General features: G+C 71.2%; 25 protein-coding genes. 14 read left to right on the forward strand and 11 right to left on the reverse strand.

The features are described 5' to 3' along the window. Nucleotides 1-75: 75 nt before the first annotated feature. From ACR9Y5_RS13235 to ACR9Y5_RS13250, 4 genes are read left to right on the forward strand one after another with little or no spacing between them, the layout of a single operon-like run. Nucleotides 76-948: a helix-turn-helix transcriptional regulator gene (locus ACR9Y5_RS13235; RefSeq protein ID WP_481298375.1), complete on the forward strand. Its 873-nt coding sequence runs from the start codon at nt 76-78 to the stop codon at nt 946-948. Nucleotides 949-958: 10 nt separating this feature from the next. Beyond that, entirely contained in the window at nt 959-1,897 is a 939-nt protein-coding gene (locus ACR9Y5_RS13240; RefSeq protein ID WP_481298376.1) for a prenyltransferase/squalene oxidase repeat-containing protein, read from the forward strand. Beyond that, nucleotides 1,894-2,622, forward strand: a complete 729-nt coding sequence (locus ACR9Y5_RS13245; RefSeq protein WP_481298377.1) for a histidine phosphatase family protein — start codon at nt 1,894-1,896, stop codon at nt 2,620-2,622. The genes ACR9Y5_RS13240 and ACR9Y5_RS13245 overlap by 4 nt, the downstream gene beginning before the upstream one ends. Next, nucleotides 2,615-3,493: an NAD(P)H-hydrate dehydratase gene (locus ACR9Y5_RS13250; protein ID WP_481298378.1), complete on the forward strand. Its 879-nt coding sequence runs from the start codon at nt 2,615-2,617 to the stop codon at nt 3,491-3,493. The genes ACR9Y5_RS13245 and ACR9Y5_RS13250 overlap by 8 nt, the downstream gene beginning before the upstream one ends. A 66-nt stretch (nt 3,494-3,559) precedes the next feature. Here the strand turns inward: ACR9Y5_RS13250 and ACR9Y5_RS13255 are convergent, their stop codons facing one another. The 4 genes from ACR9Y5_RS13255 to ACR9Y5_RS13270 are packed head-to-tail and all read right to left on the reverse strand — an operon-like array spanning nt 3,560 to nt 7,337. Then, nucleotides 3,560-4,135 carry a hypothetical protein gene (locus tag ACR9Y5_RS13255; RefSeq protein ID WP_481298379.1) on the reverse strand — a complete coding sequence of 192 codons (576 nt, stop codon included), beginning with the start codon at nt 4,133-4,135 and terminating at the stop codon, nt 3,560-3,562. A gap of 31 nt (nt 4,136-4,166) precedes the next feature. Next, on the reverse strand, nt 4,167-4,742 hold the full coding sequence (locus ACR9Y5_RS13260; protein WP_481298380.1) for a hypothetical protein: 576 nt from the start codon (nt 4,740-4,742) through the stop codon (nt 4,167-4,169). Nucleotides 4,743-4,773: 31 nt separating this feature from the next. Next, entirely contained in the window at nt 4,774-5,349 is a 576-nt protein-coding gene (locus ACR9Y5_RS13265; protein ID WP_481298381.1) for a hypothetical protein, read from the reverse strand. After that, on the reverse strand, nt 5,346-7,337 hold the full coding sequence (locus ACR9Y5_RS13270) for an alpha/beta hydrolase (protein WP_481298382.1): 1,992 nt from the start codon (nt 7,335-7,337) through the stop codon (nt 5,346-5,348). Before ACR9Y5_RS13270 ends, ACR9Y5_RS13265 begins: the two co-directional genes overlap by 4 nt. A 275-nt stretch (nt 7,338-7,612) precedes the next feature. On the opposite strand from ACR9Y5_RS13270, the gene ACR9Y5_RS13275 reads away from it, so the two are divergent. Both ACR9Y5_RS13275 and ACR9Y5_RS13280 read left to right on the forward strand, forming a co-directional pair. Continuing rightward, nucleotides 7,613-8,101 carry an SHOCT domain-containing protein gene (locus tag ACR9Y5_RS13275; RefSeq protein WP_481298383.1) on the forward strand — a complete coding sequence of 163 codons (489 nt, stop codon included), beginning with the start codon at nt 7,613-7,615 and terminating at the stop codon, nt 8,099-8,101. 85 nt (nt 8,102-8,186) lie between these two features. Next, nucleotides 8,187-9,449: an AI-2E family transporter gene (locus ACR9Y5_RS13280; RefSeq protein ID WP_481298384.1), complete on the forward strand. Its 1,263-nt coding sequence runs from the start codon at nt 8,187-8,189 to the stop codon at nt 9,447-9,449. A gap of 30 nt (nt 9,450-9,479) precedes the next feature. On the opposite strand, the gene ACR9Y5_RS13285 is transcribed toward ACR9Y5_RS13280, so the two are convergent. Continuing rightward, on the reverse strand, nt 9,480-10,568 hold the full coding sequence (locus tag ACR9Y5_RS13285; RefSeq protein ID WP_481298385.1) for an ATP-binding protein: 1,089 nt from the start codon (nt 10,566-10,568) through the stop codon (nt 9,480-9,482). A gap of 125 nt (nt 10,569-10,693) precedes the next feature. Next, on the reverse strand, nt 10,694-11,032 hold the full coding sequence (locus ACR9Y5_RS13290) for a hypothetical protein (RefSeq protein ID WP_481298386.1): 339 nt from the start codon (nt 11,030-11,032) through the stop codon (nt 10,694-10,696). A gap of 100 nt (nt 11,033-11,132) precedes the next feature. On the opposite strand from ACR9Y5_RS13290, the gene ACR9Y5_RS13295 reads away from it, so the two are divergent. Continuing rightward, nucleotides 11,133-12,533, forward strand: a complete 1,401-nt coding sequence (locus ACR9Y5_RS13295; protein WP_481298387.1) for a DUF2252 domain-containing protein — start codon at nt 11,133-11,135, stop codon at nt 12,531-12,533. A gap of 12 nt (nt 12,534-12,545) precedes the next feature. Here ACR9Y5_RS13295 and ACR9Y5_RS13300 read toward each other — a convergent pair whose 3' ends face one another. Next, complete coding sequence (locus tag ACR9Y5_RS13300) at nt 12,546-13,388, reverse strand: alpha/beta fold hydrolase (RefSeq protein WP_481298388.1); 843 nt, start codon at nt 13,386-13,388, stop codon at nt 12,546-12,548. 4 nt (nt 13,389-13,392) lie between these two features. Further along, nucleotides 13,393-14,217: an ABC transporter ATP-binding protein gene (locus tag ACR9Y5_RS13305; RefSeq protein ID WP_481298389.1), complete on the reverse strand. Its 825-nt coding sequence runs from the start codon at nt 14,215-14,217 to the stop codon at nt 13,393-13,395. Between the two features lie 97 nt (nt 14,218-14,314). On the opposite strand from ACR9Y5_RS13305, the gene ACR9Y5_RS13310 reads away from it, so the two are divergent. The 5 genes from ACR9Y5_RS13310 to ACR9Y5_RS13330 are packed head-to-tail and all read left to right on the forward strand — an operon-like array spanning nt 14,315 to nt 18,067. Then, complete coding sequence (locus tag ACR9Y5_RS13310) at nt 14,315-14,944, forward strand: hypothetical protein (protein ID WP_481298390.1); 630 nt, start codon at nt 14,315-14,317, stop codon at nt 14,942-14,944. Beyond that, on the forward strand, nt 14,931-15,284 hold the full coding sequence (locus ACR9Y5_RS13315) for a hypothetical protein (protein ID WP_481298391.1): 354 nt from the start codon (nt 14,931-14,933) through the stop codon (nt 15,282-15,284). The genes ACR9Y5_RS13310 and ACR9Y5_RS13315 overlap by 14 nt, the downstream gene beginning before the upstream one ends. Before the next feature lie 9 nt (nt 15,285-15,293). After that, nucleotides 15,294-16,172: a hypothetical protein gene (locus ACR9Y5_RS13320; RefSeq protein ID WP_481298392.1), complete on the forward strand. Its 879-nt coding sequence runs from the start codon at nt 15,294-15,296 to the stop codon at nt 16,170-16,172. Then, a complete protein-coding gene (locus tag ACR9Y5_RS13325; protein ID WP_481298393.1) occupies nt 16,169-17,365 on the forward strand; it encodes an OmpA family protein in 1,197 nt (398 codons plus the stop codon). Before ACR9Y5_RS13320 ends, ACR9Y5_RS13325 begins: the two co-directional genes overlap by 4 nt. 54 nt (nt 17,366-17,419) lie before the next feature. Further along, nucleotides 17,420-18,067: an NADPH-dependent F420 reductase gene (locus ACR9Y5_RS13330; RefSeq protein ID WP_481298394.1), complete on the forward strand. Its 648-nt coding sequence runs from the start codon at nt 17,420-17,422 to the stop codon at nt 18,065-18,067. 16 nt (nt 18,068-18,083) lie between these two features. Here ACR9Y5_RS13330 and ACR9Y5_RS13335 read toward each other — a convergent pair whose 3' ends face one another. Next, nucleotides 18,084-18,371 carry a hypothetical protein gene (locus ACR9Y5_RS13335; protein ID WP_481298395.1) on the reverse strand — a complete coding sequence of 96 codons (288 nt, stop codon included), beginning with the start codon at nt 18,369-18,371 and terminating at the stop codon, nt 18,084-18,086. A 126-nt stretch (nt 18,372-18,497) separates the two neighbouring features. Between ACR9Y5_RS13335 and ACR9Y5_RS13340 the strand changes: the two genes are divergently transcribed. Continuing rightward, nucleotides 18,498-21,056: a DUF4062 domain-containing protein gene (locus ACR9Y5_RS13340; RefSeq protein ID WP_481298396.1), complete on the forward strand. Its 2,559-nt coding sequence runs from the start codon at nt 18,498-18,500 to the stop codon at nt 21,054-21,056. Nucleotides 21,057-21,173: 117 nt separating this feature from the next. Here the strand turns inward: ACR9Y5_RS13340 and ACR9Y5_RS13345 are convergent, their stop codons facing one another. Next, nucleotides 21,174-21,440 carry a hypothetical protein gene (locus tag ACR9Y5_RS13345; protein ID WP_481298397.1) on the reverse strand — a complete coding sequence of 89 codons (267 nt, stop codon included), beginning with the start codon at nt 21,438-21,440 and terminating at the stop codon, nt 21,174-21,176. Nucleotides 21,441-21,577: 137 nt separating this feature from the next. After that, nucleotides 21,578-21,892, reverse strand: a complete 315-nt coding sequence (locus ACR9Y5_RS13350; protein WP_481298398.1) for a DUF7882 family protein — start codon at nt 21,890-21,892, stop codon at nt 21,578-21,580. Nucleotides 21,893-22,016: 124 nt separating this feature from the next. Between ACR9Y5_RS13350 and ACR9Y5_RS13355 the strand changes: the two genes are divergently transcribed. Next, on the forward strand, nt 22,017-22,274 hold the full coding sequence (locus ACR9Y5_RS13355; protein WP_310128119.1) for a hypothetical protein: 258 nt from the start codon (nt 22,017-22,019) through the stop codon (nt 22,272-22,274). The last annotated feature ends 2 nt before the right edge of the window (nt 22,275-22,276 follow it).

Below are 22,276 nucleotides of genomic sequence, written 5' to 3' on the forward strand. Positions count from 1 at the left end.
GCGGAGGAAGCGGACCGTTCATCCAGGGATCGGCGATCCCTGGTTCGGTGCCGCGCCGGGCGGCATCATGGAGGGATGGATCGTGCAGCCCTCGCCGACTTCCTCCGTCGCCACCGGGAGAGCCTGCGCCCGTCCGACGTGGGCTTGAGCGAGGGCGCGCGCCGCCGTGCACCGGGCCTCCGCCGCGAGGAGGTAGCGCTGCTCGCGGCGATGTCCACCGACTACTACACCCGGCTGGAGCAGCGGCGCGGCCCGCAGCCGAGCGAGCAGATGCTGTCGTCGCTCGCCCGGGCTCTTCGCCTCACCGACGACGAGCGCGACTACCTCTACCGGGTGGCCGGCCACAACACCCCCGATCGGTTCTCGGGCGGCGGGCACGTCTCGCCGGCGCTGCAGCGCGTGCTGGACCGGCTCTCCGACACCCCCGCCCTCGTGCTCTCGAACCTCGGGGAGACGCTGGTGCAGAACCGGATGGCGGTCGCACTGCTGGGCGACCGCTCCGGGTACACCGGCCTCGCCCGCAGCGAGTACTACCGCTGGTTCACCGACCCCGAGAACGCGCGTGCGCAGTACCCGGAGGAGGACCGCGCACGCCAGAGCCGCGCGCAGGTCGCCTCGCTGCGCGACGCCTACGGCGCGATGGGCGCCCGCTCGCGCGCCGGGGAGCTGGTACGAGCCCTCCTCGCCGAGAGCCCGGAGTTCGCGGAACTGTGGGAGCGCCACGAGGTCGCCCGCCGGTTCGAGGACCACAAGACGCTCATCCACGCCGAGCTCGGCCCCATCGAGCTGGACTGCCAGGCGCTCTTCACCGAGGACCAGTCGCAGTGCCTGCTCGTGCTGACCGCCCCGCCGCGCAGCGAGGCCGCCGAGAAGCTGGCGCTGCTCGGCGTGCTGGGCACGCAGTCGTTCGACGGCGCCCCTGCTGCGCGTGTCGGCGGCGGCAGCTAGCCTGGCGAGCATGAGCGAGAGGCGAGGGCGCCGGGACGACGCGACGGTCAGCTGGCTCCTGGAGGGGGACCCGTCCATCCGCTGGCAGACGCTGCGGGATGTGGTCGGGGCCGACCCGGGGGAGGTCGCGGCCGAGCGCGAAAAGGTCGAGCAAGAGGGATGGGGTGCCCGGCTGCTCGACGCACAGGACCTGGGCGGCACCTGGGGCGGCACCGTGTGGAAGCCGCAGGACAGGGATGCGACCGACTCCGTGCTCCTGCTGCTGGTCCTGCTCGGCGCCGTCGGCGAGCGTTCCCGGGCGGCCGCCGCCCGCACCGCCGAGAGCGTCGACTGGGGTGAGGAGTGGGAGCACAGTCCGTTCTTCGACGGCGAGGTCGAGCCGTGCATCAACGGCCGGGTGCTCACCGCGGCCGCCCCGCTCGGGTTCGCGTCGGAGACCATCCTGCGCAAGCTGCTCGACGGGCAGCAGACCGACGGCGGCTGGAACTGCTACGCCCGCACGCCGGACGACCCGGGCTCCTTCCACAGCACGATCTGCGTCGTCGAGGCGCTGGCCGCGTACCGCGACGCCGGCGGCCCGACGGAGGTCTTCGAGCCGCTGCGCCGCGGCCAGGAGTACCTGCTGGAGCGCGGACTGATGCGCCGCAAGTCCACCGGGGAGATCGTCGACGACGCCTGGCTGGAGTTCTCCTTCCCCTATTACTGGCACTACGACGTGCTCCGCGGCCTCGACCACCTGCGCGCCGCCGGCGTGTCCTACGACGATCGCCTCGCCGAGGCGGTCGCGCACGTGGCCTCCCGCCGGCGCCCGGACGGCCGCTGGACGCTCGACCGCCTGCTCCCGGGCCGGCCGGCCGTGCCGATGGAGACCGTGGGCGAACCGAGCCGCTGGATCACCCTGCGGGCCTTGCGCGTGCTCGACTGGGCGGGCGTACAGTCCTCGGCATGACCGCCCGCACCCTGCTCCTGATCCGTCACGGCGAGAGCACGGCGAACGTCGCGGCCGCAGCGGCCGAGGCCGCCGGCGCCGAAGTCATCGCCGTCGAGGCGCGCGACCCCGACGTGACCCTCTCGCCGCTCGGAGAACTGCAGGCTTCAGCCCTCGGAGCCCGGCTGCGGGAGGCGCTGCCTGGGGACGCCGTGCTGTACAGCTCGCCCTACCGGCGCGCGATCCAGACCGCACGGTTCGCGCTCGGCGAGGAGGTGCCGCTGCGGCTCGACGAGCGGCTCCGCGACCGCGAGCTGGGCATCCTCGACCGTCTCACCGCCATCGGCGTGGAGCGGCGGCTGCCCCTCGAGGCGGAGCGCCGCCGGTGGACGGGCAAGTTCTACTACCGGCCGCCGGGCGGTGAGGCGTGGACAGATGTGGCCCTGCGCATCCGCTCGTTCCTGCGCGACGCGATGGCCGATAGCCGTCCCGACGGCGTCGTGGTCGTCTTCGCGCACGACGCGGTCGTGAGTCTGTTCCTCTTCGTGCTGCTGCGCATGACCGAGGCGCAACTGGCCGAGCACCTGCTGACGCATCCCGTCGCCAACGCCTCGGTCACCGAGCTCCGCGGCGAGGGCGGCGGCTTTGGAGCCTGGAGTCTGCGCGCGTTCGCCGACGATGCCCACCTGACCGCCGCCGGGCTCCCGGCGACGAAGCACCCGGGAGAGGCGCGCACCGATGCCTGAGCGCGCACGAGGGACCCTCCCGCCGGCGGAGGAGGTCACCCGCGAGCTGCTGCGCGCCTGGCCGCTTCCCCGGCCGAGCGGTTCGAAACGCTCGCGCGGCGAGGTGCTCGTCGTCGGTGGCGCCCTCCGCTCCCCCGGCGCCGCGATGCTGGCCGGCCGGGCGGCGCTCCGCGTCGGCGCCGGGCGGCTCACCCTTGCGGTCGGCCGGTCGGTGGCCGCCCAGGTCGCCGTCGCCGTGCCCGAGTGCGGCGTGGTCCCCCTGCCGGAGACGGCCTCCGGCAGCGTGCGTGGCAGCGGTGTCCGCTCCGCGGCGGCCGACCTCGCCGGGGCGGACGCGGTGCTGCTCGGTCCCGGGCTCGACGACGCCGCGGAGACCGCGCGGATGCTCCCCCGCGCCGCCCGGGCGGCGGGACGCGACACCGTCCTGGTGCTCGACGCGTATGCGCTGGGCGCGCTCGCCGGGCATCCCCGGCTCGCGGGCACCGGCCCTCGCATCCTCACCCCGAACACCGAGGAGGCCGCGCGCCTGCTCGGCCGCGAGACCGGCGACCTCGACGCCGACGCCCGCGAACTGGCGCGGCGGTACCGCGCGGTCGTGTCCTGCTTCGGGAGGATCGCCGCTCCCGACGGGCGCCTGCTGACGGTGGGCGACGGGGATGTCGGCCTCGGCACCTCGGGCAGCGGGGACGCCCTGGCCGGGGCCATCACGGGCCTCGCCGCACGCGGCGCCGAACCGCTGCAGGCGGCCGTCTGGGGCACCGCCCTGCACGCCGCGGCCGGGCGCTCGCTGACCGCCGGCGTCGGCCGCCTGGGCTTCCTCGCCTCCGAGATCGTGGACCGCCTGACGGCCGAACTGGAGGCCGTCGGCTGAGGCCGCAGCGCTCCGGGCCAGGTGCGGTTATGCGCACCGTCTGGACTCGCTTGCCCGGCAGCACCGTCACCAGTTCTTGGGGAGTCTCTGGTCGTCGGGGTCGATCGGTGCGCAACGGCTGTTGCCCTCGAAGTCGGCGTAGTTCTCGCCGATGGTAAAAACGATCCCGAGACCGTCTTTGCGCTCCCCGGTGAGGTACGGCGGGTAGGAGACGACCTTGCGTGGCGGGTAGATCTTGTCGTCCTCGACCACCTTCGTCGGGAACCCGTGCTCCGTCCACAACTTCGCGACCTGCTCGGCGGTCTCCGCCGGACTGGATTTGGTCGGCCCCTTGTACTGGTTGAAGATGCTCCAACTCTCGGACGGGGTGCCATCGGCATAGTCGCCACACCCGACCCCCCAATCCATGTCGTATGGCTTCGGCCAGGTGTCCGCGACCAAGGCTGTGGCCTCGTCATAGAGGTGCTGGATCTCCTGTTGCACGGCGGCGCGGTCGGATCGGTCTGAATCTTCCACCTGCTGGATCTCCTTCGCGGTTTTCGGTTGCGGCGCGCACCCGGTCAGCAGACCTGTAGCGAGCAACACGGTCAACGCAGCGACACGCAACACGCGCCGCGAGGTACGCACTGTCGTTGTGTTCATCCGCCTGACCTCAGCTGCGGAGGAATCACCGTCACCAGTTCTTGGGGAGTCTCTGGTCGTCGGGGTCGATCGGCGCGCACCGGCTGTAGCCCTGGAAGTCGGAGTAGTTCTCGCCAATCGTAAACTCGATGCCGAGCCCGTCTTCACGTACCCCGGTCAGATACGGCGGGTAGGAGACGACCTTCCGCGGCGGGTAGATCTTGTCGTCCTCGACCACCTTCGTCGGGAACCCGTGCTCCGTCCACAACTTCGCGACCTGCTCGGCGGTCTCCGCCGGACTGGATTTGGTCGGGCCTTTGTACTGGTTCGCGATGTTCCAGCTCTCGGACGGGGTGCCATCGGCATAGTCGCCACACCCGGTCCCCCACTCCATGGAGAATGGTTTCGGCCAGGTGTCTGCGACGAGGGCGGTGGCCTCGTCGTAGAGGTGCTGCATCTCCTGTTTTACTGCGGCACGGTCGGATCGGTCGGAATCTTCCACCTGCTGGATCTCCTTCGCGGTTTTCGGTTGCGCTACGCACCCGGTCAGCAGACCTGTAGCGAGCAATACGGTCAACGCAGTGACACGCCACACGCGCCGTGAGCTGCGCGCGGTCGCTGTGCTCATCGGCCTGACCTCAGGAGCGGAGGAATCACCGTCACCAGTTCTTGGGGAGTCTCTGGTCGTCGGGGTCGATCGGTGCACACCGGCTGTTCCCGACGAAGTCGGAGTAGTTCTCGCCAATCGTGAATTCGATCCCAAAGCCGTCTTTGCGCACTCCGGTCAGATATGGCGGGTAGGAGACGACCTTCCGCGGCGGGAAGATCTTGTCGTCCTCGACCACCTTCGTCGGGAACCCGTGCTCCGTCCACAACTTCGCGACGTGCTCGGCGGTCTCCGCCGGACTGGATTTGGTCGGCCCCTTGTACTGGTTGAAGATGCTCCAACTTTCGGACGGGGTGCCATCGGCATAGTCGCCACACCCGGTCCCCCAATCCATGTCGTATGGCTTCGGCCAAGTGTCCGCGACCAAGGCTGTGGCCTCGTCGTAGAGGTGCTGAATTTCCTGGCGGACCGCAGCGCGGTCGGCTCGGTCTGAATCTTCCACCTGCTGGATCTCCTTCGCGGTTTTTGGTTGCGCTCCGCACCCGGTCAAGAAGCCGGTGGTGAGCAGGACGGTGATCGCGACAGCACGTAAGGCGGTGCGCCGCGTGCCTGCCTGCCTGGTGCTCATCGTCGTGATTCCGACGGGGTGGGGCTGGGGAGCGGTTGCGGGTTCGGCACCGTTCCGCGGTCTTGTGGGGTGCCGCCGGTGGGGATGTCCTGCCCGCGGCCCATGGTCGCCATCGCGGTGGCGTACTGGGCGGAGGTGCGTTTGTCGAGGTAACTGTAGGAATCGGGGTTTTTTGCGCTGTTGCCAAACGGCCCGTGCTTGGTGATGCCTTTCATATCGACACCGTCAAGTGTGGCGGCTTCGGCGCTGAAGGTGTGGGCGCCGAACTCCGGGCTGGTGGGGTCGGTGCGCCCGGATCCGAACCGTCCGATCCCGGCCCACTCGTCCCGCACACCCTCGGAGGCGTACACCTCCCCACCGGGGACGTGCAGCGCCGCCGCTGTGGGGATACTGCCGGCGATCCCTGCCGAGCCCAACAGCACCACGTGCCCGGCCGACACCCCGCTCTGGGAGAGGGCGAACGTGGCGACATCGGTCCCATACGAGTGCGCGACCACGGAGAGACCGGCCGCGTTCGCGGGCCAGTCTTTCACCGCGGTCAGCCCCCGCAGGGTATTCGCCAGACGTTCCGCTCCCGCTTTCGCGAGATCATCGTGAATACCCCCCCACACATCCGCCCCGCCCGGCGGGTCGTAGTCCAGCCAGGACAGCACCGCGATCTTGCTCGGATCCACACCGGACGCCTTCGATTGCTGCCTAAGCATGTCTCTTCCGGCATCGACGTATTGCCCGATATCGTTCGCGGTGGTTCCCATCCCGGGCACGAGGACACTGATGTGCTCCGCGGTCTCTAGCAGCCCGGTACTGATCGCCACCTTGATCCGCTCCCCCGGCTGGTACACATACAATTCGTGCGGCGGACTACCGGTCGGACCACCGCCGTAAGCGGTCGCGATCCGGGCCAGCGTGTCCGCCAGCTTCTGCGCGTCCGCTAGACGGCGAAGCGCCTTGTCACGAACCGCGTCGACCTCCGAGGCGAGGTCCGGGTCGGATAGTGCGTCACTCAGGCGCTTCCGCGCCTCTTTGAGATCATCGACCAAACACGCATGGTTCGCATCCGAACGCACCCGCGGCGGGAGACCGTCCAGATTCCCGACCAGTCGTGGAACCGTAGCCGCCCACTCCCGGCACTGTTCCGCGTCCAACGACTTCCACCAGTCGGCGACCTTCTCCGGCGCCGGCGGGTGATCCCAGAACCGCTGCAGCAACTCCGGGTGCGCGGCCAACAGCAACGCCATCTGCGACGCGGACACGTTCTTCAGCAGCGACAACAACTGCTCGGGTGACGCCCCCGACCAGTCCGTGGCCAGGCCGGACAGGAAGTCGAGCAGCTTGCTCCTCGCCGCCTGCCCACCCCGTCCAGCCGCCGCACCACTGCCGGCCGCGTCGAGCTGCTTCAACAGGGCCACGGCGCCGGCGATCCCGGATTCCAGCCTGTCCAGGCTGTCGCCGAACAGCCCGCGGGTTCCGGACGCGAACCCGCGCAATGCCATCAGCCGGTCCTCCAGCCCGTGAAGATCCTTCTCCAGGTGGTTGAGCACCAACTCCAGCTGACGGTTCTTCACCTCCAGCGACTCACTCAACCCTGGCACCGCGGCCGACGAAGCCGCCGCATCACTGTTCACCTGGATCAGATGCTCGGTCGCATCCCGCTGCTTCTTCGTCGCGGTGAGCATCGTCGTCAGCTCGGCCTCTTTCAAGATCCCGAACCGGCTGACCTTCGAATCCTCCCAGGCGTACTTCACCAGGTCGCCCCGAATACCGTCGACGCCGACCGTCGCCCGGGCGATGCAAGGCACGATGACCTGCGCGAACAACGCGCCCACCGCCGCGTACCCCCTCCCCGACAGCTCCCCGGACCCCAGACCGGCGACAAGACGGTCGGACGCGCTCCCCAGCTTCTCCAACGCCCCCGACGCGGCATCGACGTTCGCCGACAGCGCCGACCTCACCTTCTCCGACTCCCCCGAGTCATAGACCAAGCTCACCCGACACGCCCCTGCCGGGCGGCACCGCTGTCCGACGCGACCTTCACGACGCACCTCCCCCGTCTTGCTGCTGACGCAGACGCTGAAAACCGATTGCTCGATAGTATTGCGATAGCAACATCAGTCTGAATTTCAGTGACCGCAATAGGCGGCAACTGCATGCCGACCACGCCGCCGAAGCACTCCGGAACTACCCACTAGCCGCGCGAACACGCGCCGGGTTACTCTCACCGCACATCCAGACATGCGAGCTGGAGTGGAGAGGGGAGTCCATCATGGACTGGAGCAACTTCTGGAGCGTCGTCTGGCTCTTCTTCTGGAGCTTCGCCTTCGTGGCGTATCTGTTCGCGCTGTTCGCGATCATCAGCGACCTGTTCCGCGACCACAAGCTGAACGGGTGGTGGAAGGCCGTGTGGATCATCTTCCTGATCTTCGTGCCGTTCCTCACCGCGCTGGTCTATCTGATCGCGCGCGGGCCCGGGATGGCCGAACGGAACCAGCGCGAAGCCCGGCAGATGCAGTCCGCGACCGATGACTACATCCGCCAGGTCGCCAGCTCGAGCCCGGCCGACGAGATCTCGAAGGCCAAGGCGCTGCTCGACAGCGGCGCCATCACCCCGGAGGAGTTCGCGCACCTGAAGGCACGCGCCCTCTCCGGTCAGCACACCGGCGGCGCCACCGGCCCCGCCGCACCGACGGCCGCACCGGCCGCAGCCGCACCGACGGTCCCGCCGACCGCTCCCCCGGCCGCCCCCACCGTGTGATCCGCCTGCCGGACGGCCGGGAGGGCGCCGATCCTCCCGCCCGGCCGTCCGGCGCCGCCGCGGCCACCACCGATCGGGAGGCATCATGACCGACGCATCGACAGGCCCCGGCGCACCCGCCGCGACCGACGGCCCCGCCGCGGCGCCCGCCAGGCGCGGGATGTGGCCCTTCCGGCGCCGCGGTCGCACGCGCGTCGAGGAGGCGCCCCCCGTCGGCCCGGACAGCGATGAGGGCTCCGGAGCGGGCATCGGACGCGCACTGAAGATCCTGCTGATCATCGCCGCGTCCGTGGTGATCGCCTGGGGGATGGGCGGGATCAAGGGCATCCTCGCCCCCACCCTGCTGGCGCTCGTGCTCACCATCTGCGCCCAGCCCGTGCGCGTGTGGCTGGAACGGCACGGCACACCGTCCGGCCTCGCGACCGGTGCGGTCGCACTCACCGTGTTCGCCCTGCTCGCCGGGTTCATCGGCCTGCTGATCGTCGCCCTCGCGCAGTTCGTAGGGATGCTGCCGCAGTACAAGCCGCAGCTCCAGGAGTTCGGCGACAAGCTGGGCGAGTGGGCGCAGACCATCGGGCTCGGTGCGGAACAGGTGCAGCAGCTGAAGTCCAGCTTCAACCCGTCCCAGTTCCTCGGCTTCTTCTCGGGCCTGCTCGGCAGCGCCCTCGGGCTGACGGCGTTCCTCGTCATCGTGCTGACCATGCTGATCCTGATGCCGGCCGACGCCGCGTACACGCCGACGCTGCTCAAGCAGCTGGAGCCGTCGCGGCCGAACCTGGTCTTCGCCCTGGGCAGCTTCGCGCACGGTGTGCGCCGCTACATGGTGGTGACGACGGTCCTCGGTGTCGTGCAGGGCGTCCTCAACGGCTTGGCGCTGTGGGCGCTCGGCGTCCCGGCCGCGCTGCTGTGGGCGATCCTGTCGTTCCTGTGCAGCTTCATCCCGAACGTCGGCTACTTCGTCGCGCTCGTCCCCCCGCTGGTGTTCGGCTTCCTCACCGGCGGCTGGGGCACCGTGATCGCGATCATCGTCATCTACGGCGTCGTCAACGCCGTCGTGCAGTCCATCATCCAGCCGAAGGTCGTGGGCAACGCGGTGGCGCTCAGCCAGACCCTCACCTTCTTCGCCGTGCTGTTCTGGGCGGTGGTGCTCGGGCCGATCGGCGCGATCCTCGCCATCCCGATCACCCTGCTGGTGCGGGCGGTCCTCGTCGACGCCGACCCGCGGGCCCGGTTGTGGCGGCCGTACATCGGCGACCTGCGCCATACCCGCGAGCTCATGAAGGAGGATGCGGTGGCGCGGAAGGCGGAACGGCAGCAGCTGCACGGGAAGGGCGCGAGCAGTGCCTGACCGACGCGACGCCTGAGCGGCCGGGCAGCGTCAGGCGGACCGCGCCGCGACCGACAGGTCGCTCCCGCCCTCCACCGTCAGACGGCGCCCGATGCGGACCAGCTGCGGCTCCTCCGTGAACGATCCGGCGAACAGCGCCTCCCCCTTGCGGAACGAGGGCGACTGTTCCAGGAGCTGGCGCGGGACGAAACCGAACACGTCGGCGAGCTCGGCCAGGTCGCGCGGCGAGTTCATCCGCATCAGCCCGAGGTTGTCGCACTGCGAGAGCACGTTGGGGTGGATCTTGGTGGGCCGCTGAGTGGAGAGGAACAGCCACAGCCCGAACTTCCGCCCCTCCGCCGCGATCTGGATGAGCTGCTCGGTCAGCTGCGCCTCGACGCTCGACCGCGGGACGGGCGGGCAGAAGTTGTGCGCCTCGTCGATCACGATGAGCACCGGCCGGCGCTCCATCCGCCGCTCCCAGAGGTCCTCCAGGATGCCCAGCGCCGCCGCCTGGGGCTCCGCCGGGTGTGAGAACCCGCCGACGTCGAGCACCACGACCGGCGGCCGCTGCTCCACCACCGCCGAGACGGACGCGCCGCCGAAGGCCCACAGCGGCCAGTCCAGGATGCCGAGGTTGTCGATCCGCAGGCCGAGCCGGCGCCGTGCAGGGTCGCTGGATGCGGCGAGGGTCTGCAGGAACGTGTCGCGCGAAAAGTCCTTCGGACCGACATCGAGGTGCAGCAGCGCGTTGAACTCCTCCTCGTCGGCGATCGGGTCGAGCCGCGCCACCGACGCCTTCGACCTCACACTCAGGTCGATGTAGCGGATGCGCAGCTGCGGCTCGCGGGGAGTGCTGGAGTGGAAGACCCGGATGTCGAGCCCGTCCCACCGCGCCGCCTCGGCCGGGGGGACGTCGTCCCGCGTGCGCGCGAGCTCGGTGAAGTCGGCGTTGGGATCGAACACCGCCAGCGGCAGCTCGGTCTCCAGGAGCAGCTGCTCGAGCACGACGCCGAGGGCGTAAGTCTTGCCGGATCCGCTCTGGCCGCACCAGAAGGTGTGGCGGTTGAAGCGGGACCCGTCGAGCACGGCCGGCCGATCCGGCGCCTCCGCTCGCGTTCCGACGGTCAGCGGGATCATCGCGGTCTCCTCTCGCACCGGCCCGACGGCGCGGATGCGGCCGATGGTAGCGCCGCGCGACGGACCGCGGACAGTCCGCGGAAGCGCGGACCCGCGGATGCGCGGACCGCGGATGACGCGGTCCGTCAGACCGGCCGGAGCGACTCGGGGATCGGGAACGGGAGGGTGTAGATCAGCTGCGGGGCGTCGATCGCCCCGAAGTCGTCCTTCTTCACGACGATGCGCTCGGTCGAGACCTCGGTCAGCCGCACCCGCAGGGCGCGCCCGTCGTCGAGCACCAGCTCGTAGCGGTCGGCCAGGTACCCGATGCCGGTCGACTCGAGCAGCTCCTCGCCGGTCAGCCAGTCCACCGGACCGGCGAGCTCGCGCCCGAGCAGGTCGACAGGGACGAAACCGTCGCCCTCCGGACGCAGCCATCCGACGCGTTCGCCGTCCTCCCGGCGGTGCTCGATCCATCCCTGCATTCTGCATACCCTAGCGGCCACGCGGGGACCTATGATGAGCGCGTCCACACCCGGGGACGTCGGCGTCCCCACGGCGGTGGCTCCGTGGAAGAGGTGCGGTATGACCGTGGACATCGCGGAAACGGGCGAGCGGGCGGAGTCGCCCCTCTCGGCCGCGGAACTGTTCGAGGCGGGCCGCGCAGCCCGCACGACGCTCCCCCGCTCGGCGCACGCCGAGTACGTCCCGCCTCCCGGGCGCGACCCGCTCGGCATCCTGCGCGCCCAGCACGAGAACCGGCTGCAGAACCTCATCGACCTGCGGGTGGAGCGGATGAGCGCCGACGCGTTCGCGTTCTACCGCGGCACCGCGGCGATCCAGGCCGCCGATCTGCGCTCGGCGCCGTCGACCGGCGCGGAGGTCGTCGTGTGCGGGGACGCGCATCTCTCCAACTTCGGCATCTATCGCTCGCCCGAGAACGCCATGGTCTTCGACATCAACGACTTCGACGAGTCGACGGTCGGTCCGTGGGAGTGGGACGTGAAGCGGCTCGTCGCCAGCGTGGTGATCGCCGGGCGTGCGATCCCCCTGCCCGCCGATTTCGTGATGGAGGCCGCGCAGGCGTCCGCGTCGGCGTACCGGATCTGGCTGGCCCGGGCGCTGGAGAACCCGCTGATCGCCCGGTACTTCACCCCGAGCTCCGTCACCTCCGCCCGCGAGAGCCGGCTGTTCAGCCCCGACATGCTGAGCCTCATCGACCAGGTGACGAAGGAGTCGCGCAAGCGGACCAGCGAGCATGTCGCGCGCAAGACGCTCGAGACCGACGAGAACGGTGTGCTCCACTTCATCGAGCGGCCGCCCATCCTCCGGCGCGTCGAGCCCGAGGTGCAGGCGCTGGCCCAGGGCGCCTACGAGCGCTACCGCGCGACCCTGCCGCCGAACACCGCCCTCCTGACGTCGCAGCTCCGCCTCGACGACGTCGCGCGGCGAGTGGTCGGCGTCGGCAGCGTCGGCACGCGGTGCTTCGTCATCGCGTTGCGCGGGCCGACCGGCGAGGTGGTGCTGCTGCAGCTGAAGGAGGCAGAGGCGTCCGTCGTCGAGCGTTTCGGCGGCGTCGCCCCGCTGCCCGGCTACCTGGACTTGGCGCTGCTCCCGGACGAGCAGGGCTACCGCGTGGTGTCGTGCCAGCGCATCCTGCAGGCGGTGTCGGATCCGTTCCTCGGGTTCCTGCGTGTCGAGGGGTTCGCGTTCTACATGCGCCAGTTCCGCAACCGGAACGCGTCGTTCGACATCCCGTCGATGAACGCAGTGCAGTTCTTCGACTACGCACGGATGTGCGGGGCCGTCCTCGCCCGGGCGCACGCGCGTTCCCCCAAGGCGGCGTTCGTGGCCGGGTATCTCGGGACCGGCCCGTCGTTCCCGCGCGCCCTCGCCGAGTGGGGTCGCCGCTACGCGGACCAGGCCGAGGCGGACTACGCGGAGTTCGTCGCTGCGGCGCGCGACGGGGTCTTCGCGGTCGCCTGAGGCGCGGTGTGTTCAGCCGGCGGGCCGCTGCCCCGGCGGCAGCAGGAAGCCGCGCACCGCCTCCTCCACCTCCGGGGTGTCGAGGTGGAGGCCGTGGCGCGCCTCGAACTCGGTCAGCGTCGCGTGCGGGATGCGCTCCGCGAGCAGGTGCGCGTGCGACACCGGCGTGAGCGCGTCGTGGCGTCCGTGCACGACGAGCGTGTCGGCGCGGATGCGGTCGAGCACGGACGAGCCGTCGTGGTCGCGGCTCGCCGCGAAGTGCCCGCGCAGCGCCGGACGCGTGGCGACCCGGGTGAAGAAGCGGTCGACGTCCGCGGGATGCGCGGCCGCCCAGCCGTCGTCGAAGAACAGCGGCAGCATCCGCTCGCGGACGCCGCTCAGCAGGTCGGCGACGGCGGAGGGGTCGCGGCGGGCGGCCGACCGGTCGCCGGAGGTGGTGGCGATGAGCACGAGGCGGCGGACCCGCTCCGGATGGTCGGCCGCCAGCCACTGGGCGACCCGTCCGCCCATCGAGTGCCCGACCACGTGCGCGGCCGCGACGCCCGCCGCGTCGAGCACCGCGACCGCGTCCTCGGCGAAGCCGCGGGTGGAGTACGCCGCCGGGTCGCCCAGTCCGCTCCCGCCGATGCCGCGGTGGTCGTAGACGATCACCCGGAAGTCGCGGGCGAGGGCGTCCGCGAACGGGCCCCAGCCGTGCATGCCGGTCGCCTGGCCGGCGATCAGCAGGACCGGGACGCCGACGCCCCGCTCCTCGAAGGCGATCGGGGTGCCGTCGTCCGCTGTGGCCTGTTGCGACGCGGCCTGTTGCGGCGTGGCCTGTTGCGGCGTGGCCTGTTGCGGCGTGGGCTGGTCCACGGGCTCAGTCCCGCGCTCCGACGATCGCGCGCTCCCTGACGGCGCGTGCGCTCCACCGTCCCTCCGCCTTCTCCACCCGGATGCGGTGCTCGAAGGCACGGCTGACCGTCTCGGTCGTGATCACGTCGTCGATGCCGCCCACCGCCACTGTCCGACCGTGCGCGATGAGGAGCGCGTGCGTGGTCGACTCCGGCAGCTCCTCGAGGTGGTGCGTCACCAGCACGGACGCCAGGGCGGGCGCCGAGTGTGCGAGTCCGTCGATCGTCTCCAGCAGCTGCTCGCGCGCCGCGACGTCGAGTCCGGTCGTCGGCTCGTCGAGCAGCAGCAGCCGCGGGTCGGAGATGAGCGCGCGGGCGATCAGGGTCCGTCCGCGTTCGCCCTGCGACAGGGTGGGCCAGCGGGAGTCGCGGCGCTCGTCGAGTCCGACCGCATGCAGGAGGTCGTGCGCACGGCGCACGTCGCCGTCCCCCGGCTCCCAGCGCATCGGCAGCTCCTGCGTCCCCGTGATGCCGGTCAGCACGACCTCGGTGACGGTCAGCGGCGAGCGCACGGGATGCCGCGGATTGACGTGACCGATGTGCCGCCGCAGCTCCTGCAGCTCCACCCTGCCGAGCCGGTGCCCCAGCACATCCACCGTGCCGGACGTCGGGAAGGTGAGGGCGCCGCAGAAGCCGAGGACGGTCGACTTGCCCGCGCCGTTCGGCCCGAGCAGCGCCCAGTGCTCACCGGCGCGCACGGTGAGGTCGATGCCGTGGAGGATGTACGTGCCGTCACGGCGGAAGGTCACATCGTTCAGTTCGAGCACGATGTCTTGGGACTGCCAGCTCACCGAACCACCCTACCGGGGGTCACGATCGGGTCACGTTCGGCCTTCCTTCGCCGTTCCCCTAGGCGACGTCCAGGCCCGCTCCCTACGCTCGCCCCCTATGACCATGCAGCCGCTCAGACCCGGACCGCTGGCCCGCCGCCGCATGGCACGGCTGGCGCACAGTGACGCGGCCGCCGTCCACGACGGCTCCGCACCGGCGGCCGAAGGCACGACACCCACCGTCGCGGCCCTGCAGGCGCGCGCCGACGGCTTCGCCCGCCGGGAGGAGCAGCGGTTCTTCCGCGCCATGCGCCGCGAGCTGACCGAGCACCGCATGGTGACCGCCGCGCTGCGCGCCGACCTCGACGCCTACGAGGATCGCCTCGACCGGCTGCCCGAGGCGGAACGCCTGCGCATCGCCGACGCGTCGGGCACGGCGTTCGAGGAACTGCGGCGCCTGGAGCGGCGCATCCGCCGGGCGCATCGCCGCTCCGACGAGCTGAGCGCGCTGATCAACACCCGTTTCACCGCGGCGCAGCTGCGGGCGGCGCGGATGTTCGACCGCTCCGACGAGCTGGCCGCCGTCTACTGGGGCGCGCTCCGCCGCGCCACCGCAGGCCGGGTCGCTCCGCAGCCGCCGGGCCTGCGCCGGGCCGGCTGGCTGACCTCGCGCACCACGGCCGTCGACGCCCTGCACCCGATCGCACCCCACGAGGCCGACCACAGGAGGACCGATGCCCCGGCGTGAACGACTGAAGGACTACCGCGTCCCCGCCACCGGAGGGCTTCGCCGCCGGCTGCTCTGGCGTCTGCGCCGGATGCGGCACGCCGTCGACGTCGAGACGCTGGAGGTGTTCGAGCACGAGCTCGCCGCCTTCGAGCGGGCGGGCGTCGCCGACCTGGAACGCCAGCGCACCCGCAACGTCGCCGCCGCCTCCGTGCAGGTGGCCGAGGCCCAGGCCCGGGTGGAGCTCATCCGCCGGGCGCTCGAGCGCGCCGAGGACGACATCCGCCGTGCCGACCTCGACGTGGAGCGGCTGGACGCCAAGCTCGCCGGCCACGACCCCGACTTCCACACCTACGCCTGAGAGGACGCCATGGCTCGCGACATCGTCACCCGCCCTCCCCGTCTGCGCCCGCGCGTCGGGCACATCTCGCCGTTCGCCCACGCGATGGTCTACGTGCTGCTCGTCGGGATGATCGCGGTGGACTACATACTGCTCGCGCAGGCGCTCACCCTGCTGCTGCGCAACGACAGCCAGTACGGCTCCATCGGGCTGCAGATGTACATCATCACCCTCGGCATCTCGCTGGCCGTGGTCTCACTGCCGCACATCGTGGCCATCCTGTTGCGCCGGGTGCAGGCCGGGGTCATGTCGCGGCGGTGGATCGCGACGGCCGTGGTCCTGGGGCTGGTCTGGGCCGCCGTGCTCGCCGGCGTCACGGTCGCCCGGATCAAGGCGGGCATCGACGCGCAGAGCGCCGGCGGTCTCACCGGACTGGTCGGCGGTGCGCAGACCGCGGCGCCCGCCGGCTTCTCGTGGACGGCCCCGGACACGATCATGGCGTTCCTGATGCTGGGCGTGCTCGTCACCTCCGGCGCGGTCAGCTTCATCGTCGCCTGGCTGACCACCCGCCCGCTGCTCACCGCGGCCGAGAAGGCGCACGCGCACGCCGCGCGGCTGCGGCTGCACCGCGACCGGCTGCTCGGCGAGGCCGTCGCCGCACAGGAGCGCACCCGATCGGCTCTGCAGCTCGACACCCACGACGCCATCCGGTACACCGGCGCCCGGGTCACCTTCCACTCCCGGATGGACGTGGTGCGCGCACAGCTCGCCACCCGCCTCGCCCAGCGCGAACGCGACCCGGAGAGCACGAGTCAGATCATCCGCGAGCTGCGGTCCCGCCGCAGCGTCGACGCCCCGGACATCGCCGCGCCGCTGCCGCCCGGAACGACCCCGGGAGGCCTCCAGTGACCGCGGCGCGGGTCACCCGCGCGCGCATCCTGGCGGCCGCCGCGGCCGTCGTGGCCGTCTGCGCGGGTCTGACGGCCTGCACGCCCGCGACAGCGTCCGGCCAGGCCTGCGATCAGTCCCACAAGCGCAACCTCGGCGTCGTCGCCGGCAGCACGGCCAACGCACCGGCCGTCGCCGTCCCCGCCTCCGCCTCCAGCCAGCTGGAGGAGGCGGGCAAGACAAACGGCAGCGTCACGGTCGTCGTGCCCTCCGGCACCCCGCAGGTGATGGGCACGACCGCACTCGGCTCCGCCGCCCAGGATGCGATCGTCTGCCAGAACGACCAGCGCACGAAACTCGCGCAGATCGGCTCGTACATCGCCGGGCTGAAGGCCTCCGCACCGGAAGTCGACTTCTTGGGGGCCATCGACCAGGCGGCCCGCGACCTCGGGGGCGACCCGATGGGCGTCGTCGTGATCGGCAGCGGACTGCAGACGACCGACCCGCTGAACTTCGCCGGCACCGGCCTGCTCTACGCCGACCCCGCTCAGGTGGTGGCCGACCTCACGACTCGGGGCCTGCTGCCGACGGATCTCAAGGGCGTCACGGTGTATTGGTCCGGGATGGGCGACGTCGCGGGCGCGCAGCAGCCGCTCACCGTGCCCGCCCGGAGCAACCTGGAGGCGATCTGGTCGGCCGTGGTGAAGGCCGCGGGCGGCACGCTGTCGCTGCTGCCCGAGCCCGCCTCCGGGAGCGCCGCTGCCGGCCTGCCCCCGGTCACGCCCGTCGCCGTCGAGGCCGTCTCGACGAAGACCGACTGGTCGCATCCGGTCGTCATCCGCAACAGCGACCTGCTGTTCACGAAGGACACGGCCGACTTCTCCGACCCGGCCGCCGCGCAGAAGGTGCTCGCCACCCTGGTGCCGGCCATCGAGCAGAACGGCAAGCCGGTCACGGTGACGGGCACCGCGTCCAAGGACCAGGCCACCGACAACACGGCCGACACGGCGCTGTCGCTACGCCGGGCGGAGGCCGTGAAGGCCGCGCTGGTGGGACTGGGAGTTCCCGCGTCGCTGCTGCAGACGGCCGGGGTCGGGTTCCACTGGTGCGGCTGGAAGAGCGAGACGGACGCGAGCGGGAAGTACTCCGACGCGCTCGCGGAGCAGAACCGCACGGTCATCCTGACCTCCGCCGGCGTCGGGTTGTGCGGATGAGAATGGATCGCCAGTCCGGGGAATCGTGACGGCCGCGTCGCTGTTCCGTCGGACATGACAACGATCGGACTCATCGGTTCAGGCCACATCGGCTCCCAGCTCGCGCGCCTCGCGGTCGCGCGCGGCTACGACGTGGTGCTCAGCAACTCCCGCGGCCCGGAGACCCTGCAGGGTCTCGTCGGCGAACTGGGCGGCCACGCCCGCGCCGCGACCCCCGCGGAGGCCGCGGCCGCCGGCGACATCGTGGTGGTGACGACGCCCCTGGCCGCGGAGGCGACGCTGCCCGTCGCCGAGCTCGCGGGGAAGATCGTGATCGACACCAACAACTACTACCCGCACCGCGACGGCAACATCCCGAAGCTGGACGACGAGTCGACGACCGTCGCCGAGCGCCTGCAGAAGGTGCTGCCCGAGTCGCACGTGGTGAAGGCGTTCAACCACATCGGCGCGCGCGAGCTCACCAGCCAGAGCCTCCCGGCCGGGACGCCCGACCGCCGCGCGCTGATCGTCGCGGGCGACGACGCCGGCGCGCGCGAGCGCGTCGCAGCCCTGATCGACGAGTTCGGCTTCGACCCGGTGGACATCGGACCGCTCTCCGAGGGATGGCGCGCACAGCGCGACACCCCGGCCTACGTGCGCCGGTACGACGCAGCAGGCCTGAAGGAGGCCCTCGCCGCCGCCCAGCGCTACCGCGACATGTGAGAGCGGACGGTGGGGCTCAGCCCGCGGTCTTCGCGGTGACGAGCTCCACCGCCGGCGTGGCCGACGGCATCGCGTCGACGGCCTCGGAGGCCGCCCGCGACGAGAGGTAGCTGCCGCTCACGAAGGCGATCGCGGCGAAGACGAGTCCGACGACGAGGTCGGCCCACTGCGTGCTCGTGAGGTGCTGGAGCAGCCCTCCCGACCCGTGGGTCGCATCCGCGGCTCCGGGCGCCAGGAGGAGTCCGAACGCCAGGGCGCACACCGCGGCGGAGAATCCAAGGACGTACCAGGCGACTTCTTTCACATGCCTAGCTAACGCCGGATCGGGATGCGGCTGTAGAGCCTTGCGCTCCGTACTTCCCACGTGCTAGGGAACCCCCATGGACTGCCCTCTGTACATTTTCATACGGACGCAACAGAATGACGTTACATGAGCCACCCTCATGTAATCCGGACCCCGGACCAGCGGCTCCGGATCTTCGTCTCGTCCACGCTGCAGGAGCTCGCCGCCGAGCGCCGCGCCGCACGGACCGCCATCGAGCGCCTGCACCTCGCGCCGGTCATGTTCGAGCTCGGCGCCCGCCCGCATCCACCACGCGAGCTGTACCGGGCGTACCTCGAGCAGAGCGACGTCTTCGTGGGGCTCTACTGGGAGCGCTACGGCTGGGTCGCCCCCGAGGAGGAGGTCTCCGGGCTCGAGGACGAGTACAACCTCTGCCCACCGGACCTGCCCCGCCTGCTCTACGTGAAGACGCCCGCCGACGGGCGCGAACCGAAGCTCTCCGCGCTGCTCACCCGCATCCGCGACGACGACCGCGCCGCGTACAAGTACTTCGAGACGCCCAAAGAACTCGCGCAGCTGGTCGGGAACGACCTCGCCACACTCCTCGCCGAGCGGTTCGACCAGAGCCGGGCGGTCGTGACGGCCGACGTGGCGAGCGACGCCGACCGCGTCGTGGAGCCCGTCCGCCTGCCGGTGCCGCTGACGGGGCTCGTCGGCCGGGACGACGACATCCGGGCCATCGTCGACCGCTTCTCGACCGGCACGCGCTTCATCACGCTCGCCGGACCCGGCGGGATCGGGAAGAGCCGCCTGGCCATCGCGGCCGCGCGCGCCGCGGCACAGGAGTTCGAGGACGGCGCGGTCTTCGTCGACCTGTCGGCCGTGCACGACCCGCAGCGGGTGCCGAACCGCATCGCCCAGGCTCTCGGCGTGCGCGACACGGGCGACGCCCCCATCCTGGACAACCTGGTCACCGCGCTGCGCGACCGCCGCATCCTGCTCGTGCTCGACAACTTCGAGCAGGTGCTCGACGCCGCGCCCCAGCTCACGGGGCTGCTCGCGGCCGCCCCGGGCCTCGCGCTGCTCGTGACCAGCCGTGCGCTGCTGCGGGTGAGCGCCGAGCAGAGCTACGAGGTCGGCCCGCTCGCCGAGGACTCCGCGGTGAACCTCTTCGTGGAGCGCGCGCACGCCGTCAAACCGGACTTCGAGGTCACCCCCGAGAACGCGGAGGCGGTCGCCCGCGTCTGCGCGGCCCTCGACGGGGCGCCGCTGGCGATCGAGCTCGCCGCGGCGCGCATCCGCGTGCTCTCCCCCGCCGAACTGCTCGACCGGCTCGACCGGCGGCTCTCCGTGCTCGTCGGCGGCTCACGCGACCTTCCGGAGCGGCAGCAGACCATCCGGCGCACGATCGAGTGGAGCACCCAGCTGCTGGCGCCCGCGCAGCGCCGGCTGCTGTCGCGGCTGGGCGTCTTCGAGGGCGGCTTCACCCTGGAGGCGGCCGAGGCCGTCGGCGAGGACGGCGACGGGGCCGACGTGCTCAGCGACCTCGCGGTGCTGGTCGACTCCAGCCTGGTGTCGCAGCATGACAGCGACGACCGGCCCCGCTTCACCATGCAGGCGATCGTCCGGGAGTACGCCCGCGAGCGGCTGCAGACCGAGGGCGAGCTGCAGGCCGCGCGCGACGCCCACGCGCGGTTCTTCATCGACCTCGGCGCCCGCGCACGCCTCCCGCTCAAGGCCGGCGGCCAGCGGGAGTGGCTGCAACGGCTCGGCGACGAGCGGGACAACCTCCGCGCGGCTGAGCGCTACCTCCTCGACGCCCGGGACTGGGACCGGGCCGCGCAGCTCGCCTTCAACCTGTTCCTCTACTTCTGGGTGATCGGCCTCCTCGGCGAGGTGCGGACGTGGATGGACGAACCGCTCGAGTCGGGCGACGCGCTGCACGACCGCACCCGCGCCATCGCGCTCTACTTCACGCGCACCATCCGCTTCTGGAAGGACCCGGACGGCCGGGTGGCCGCCGACCTTCAGGAGAGCGCGGACCTCTTCCGCCAGTGCGGCGACCGCACCGGAGAGGCGATGGCCATGATCTCGCTCGCCCTCGCCCTGCTGGCCGGGGAGAAGCCGGACACCGCCCGCGCCCAGGAGGTGATGGAGCGCAGCCTCGCGCTGTTCCGCGACACCGCCGATGTCTGGGGCGAGTCCATGGCGCTCGTGCTGCTCGGCCGCGTCGCCCTGCTGGAGCAGTCGGTGCGGACGGCCTTCGACCGCTTCGACGAGTCACTGGCCCTCACCCAGCGCAGCGGAGACGCTGTGGGCGGCCGGATCGCCGCCTACCACCTTGGCTGGGCGCACCTCCTCCTCGGAGCCCCGGAAGACGCCAGGAAGGACTTCATGCTCAGCGTGACGCTCTCCACCTCCCTCGGGCACATCGAGGGCATCGCGTACGGCCTGGAGGGGCTGGCGGCGGTCGCCGCCCTGGCGGGCGATGTCGACCGCGCCGGGCGGCTCGCGGGCGCGGCGCACGCGCTGCGGGAGCGGTCCGGAACGCACAACGGCCCGACCTTCACCTTCCACCAGCGCTACCTGGACCGGCTGGCGGCGGCGACCCCTCCGGGCCGGCTGGCCGAAGCTGTCGCGGAGGGCCGGGAGCTCGGCGTCGAGCAGGCGGTGGCGGAGGCGCTGGCCGAGCCGAGCCTCAACTGACGGGGCGGCTCGCCCATCCAGTGAATATGTTGGAACCCCGGCACCGAACCGGTGCCGGGGTTCCGCCAGATCCCGGTGGGCGCACCCGAAACGCCCGCCGGGACGGTCCGGGGGCGGTCAGGCGATGAGCGCCTGGTCGGCGGTCTGCTCGGCCGGGGCCGGCGCGACCCAGGCGCCGTACACGGCCACGCGGGCCGACTCCAGCGAGCCGTAGACGCCGAGCTCGCGACCGGTGCAGTCGGTGGCGACGAAGCCGTCGTGGTTGCGGTCCACCATCCCGACGTAGGAGGTCGGCGTGGAGGCCACCCAGAGCGCCGCGGCCGGCGAGTGCCAGGAGACGTACTCGGTGGGGAGATCGATGATGTCGGCGAGCTGCTCGGCCATGGTTCTTCCTTACTTCTCTTCCGTCGCGGTGCGAGTCGTTGACCTAGTTAGATGATCGAACTACCGGTCCGGTGAAGCAAGAAATTCGGGGGGCCTTGTTTTCGCTGAAACCATCCGCTATAAGCGCTGGCCCAGCCTCATCGCTGGCCCGGCGGGCGCGTCTCCGACTCCTCCATCACGATCATTCCGGAGGCGCGGCTGCCGGTCTGGATCATGGCCTCGATCCAGTCCTTGTTGAGCGTCGGCACCTTCGACCCGGAGAAGAAGATGTGCAGGGGGACGCCGTTGTCCACCCAGATCGTGTGCCGTCCGCTGCCGAGCTCGGCGGGGACCGGCCAGGTGAGGAAGAAGTTCTCACCCCGCCGCAGCTTGGTGCTGATGGCGATCTGCATGTGGAACAGGAGGCGGTCGTCGAGTTCGTAGCTTTCGCCGTCGTAACGGAGAGTTCCCACGGAAGCCTTTCGTGTGTCGAGGTGGCGCGCGTGAATGCTCCTGCGAGCCTATACGCCAGGAATACAGGTGTATCGTGACCGCGCGATAGTGTTCTACGACACACGAACGGAAAGGAAACACCGCATGATCGTTCACCGCCTCACGGTCGACGGAAAGGACTACTTCCTGCCCGATCCGGTGACCGACCTCCGCGGCAAGATCCTGGAGGCGGTGCGTGCGGGCGGTGGCTACGTGACCATCCCGCCGCTGCGCGGCGGCCCCGGCGTCGACGTGCTGTTCTCGCCGGGCATGCCGGTCACCTGGGCGCAGATCGAGGTCGATCCGCCCGCCACCCGCCAGGAGGAGCCGCGGGTCGACATCGACTCGTTCGACGCGCTCTGAAC

Source organism: Leifsonia sp. KNZ13-11D, assembly GCF_056754895.1.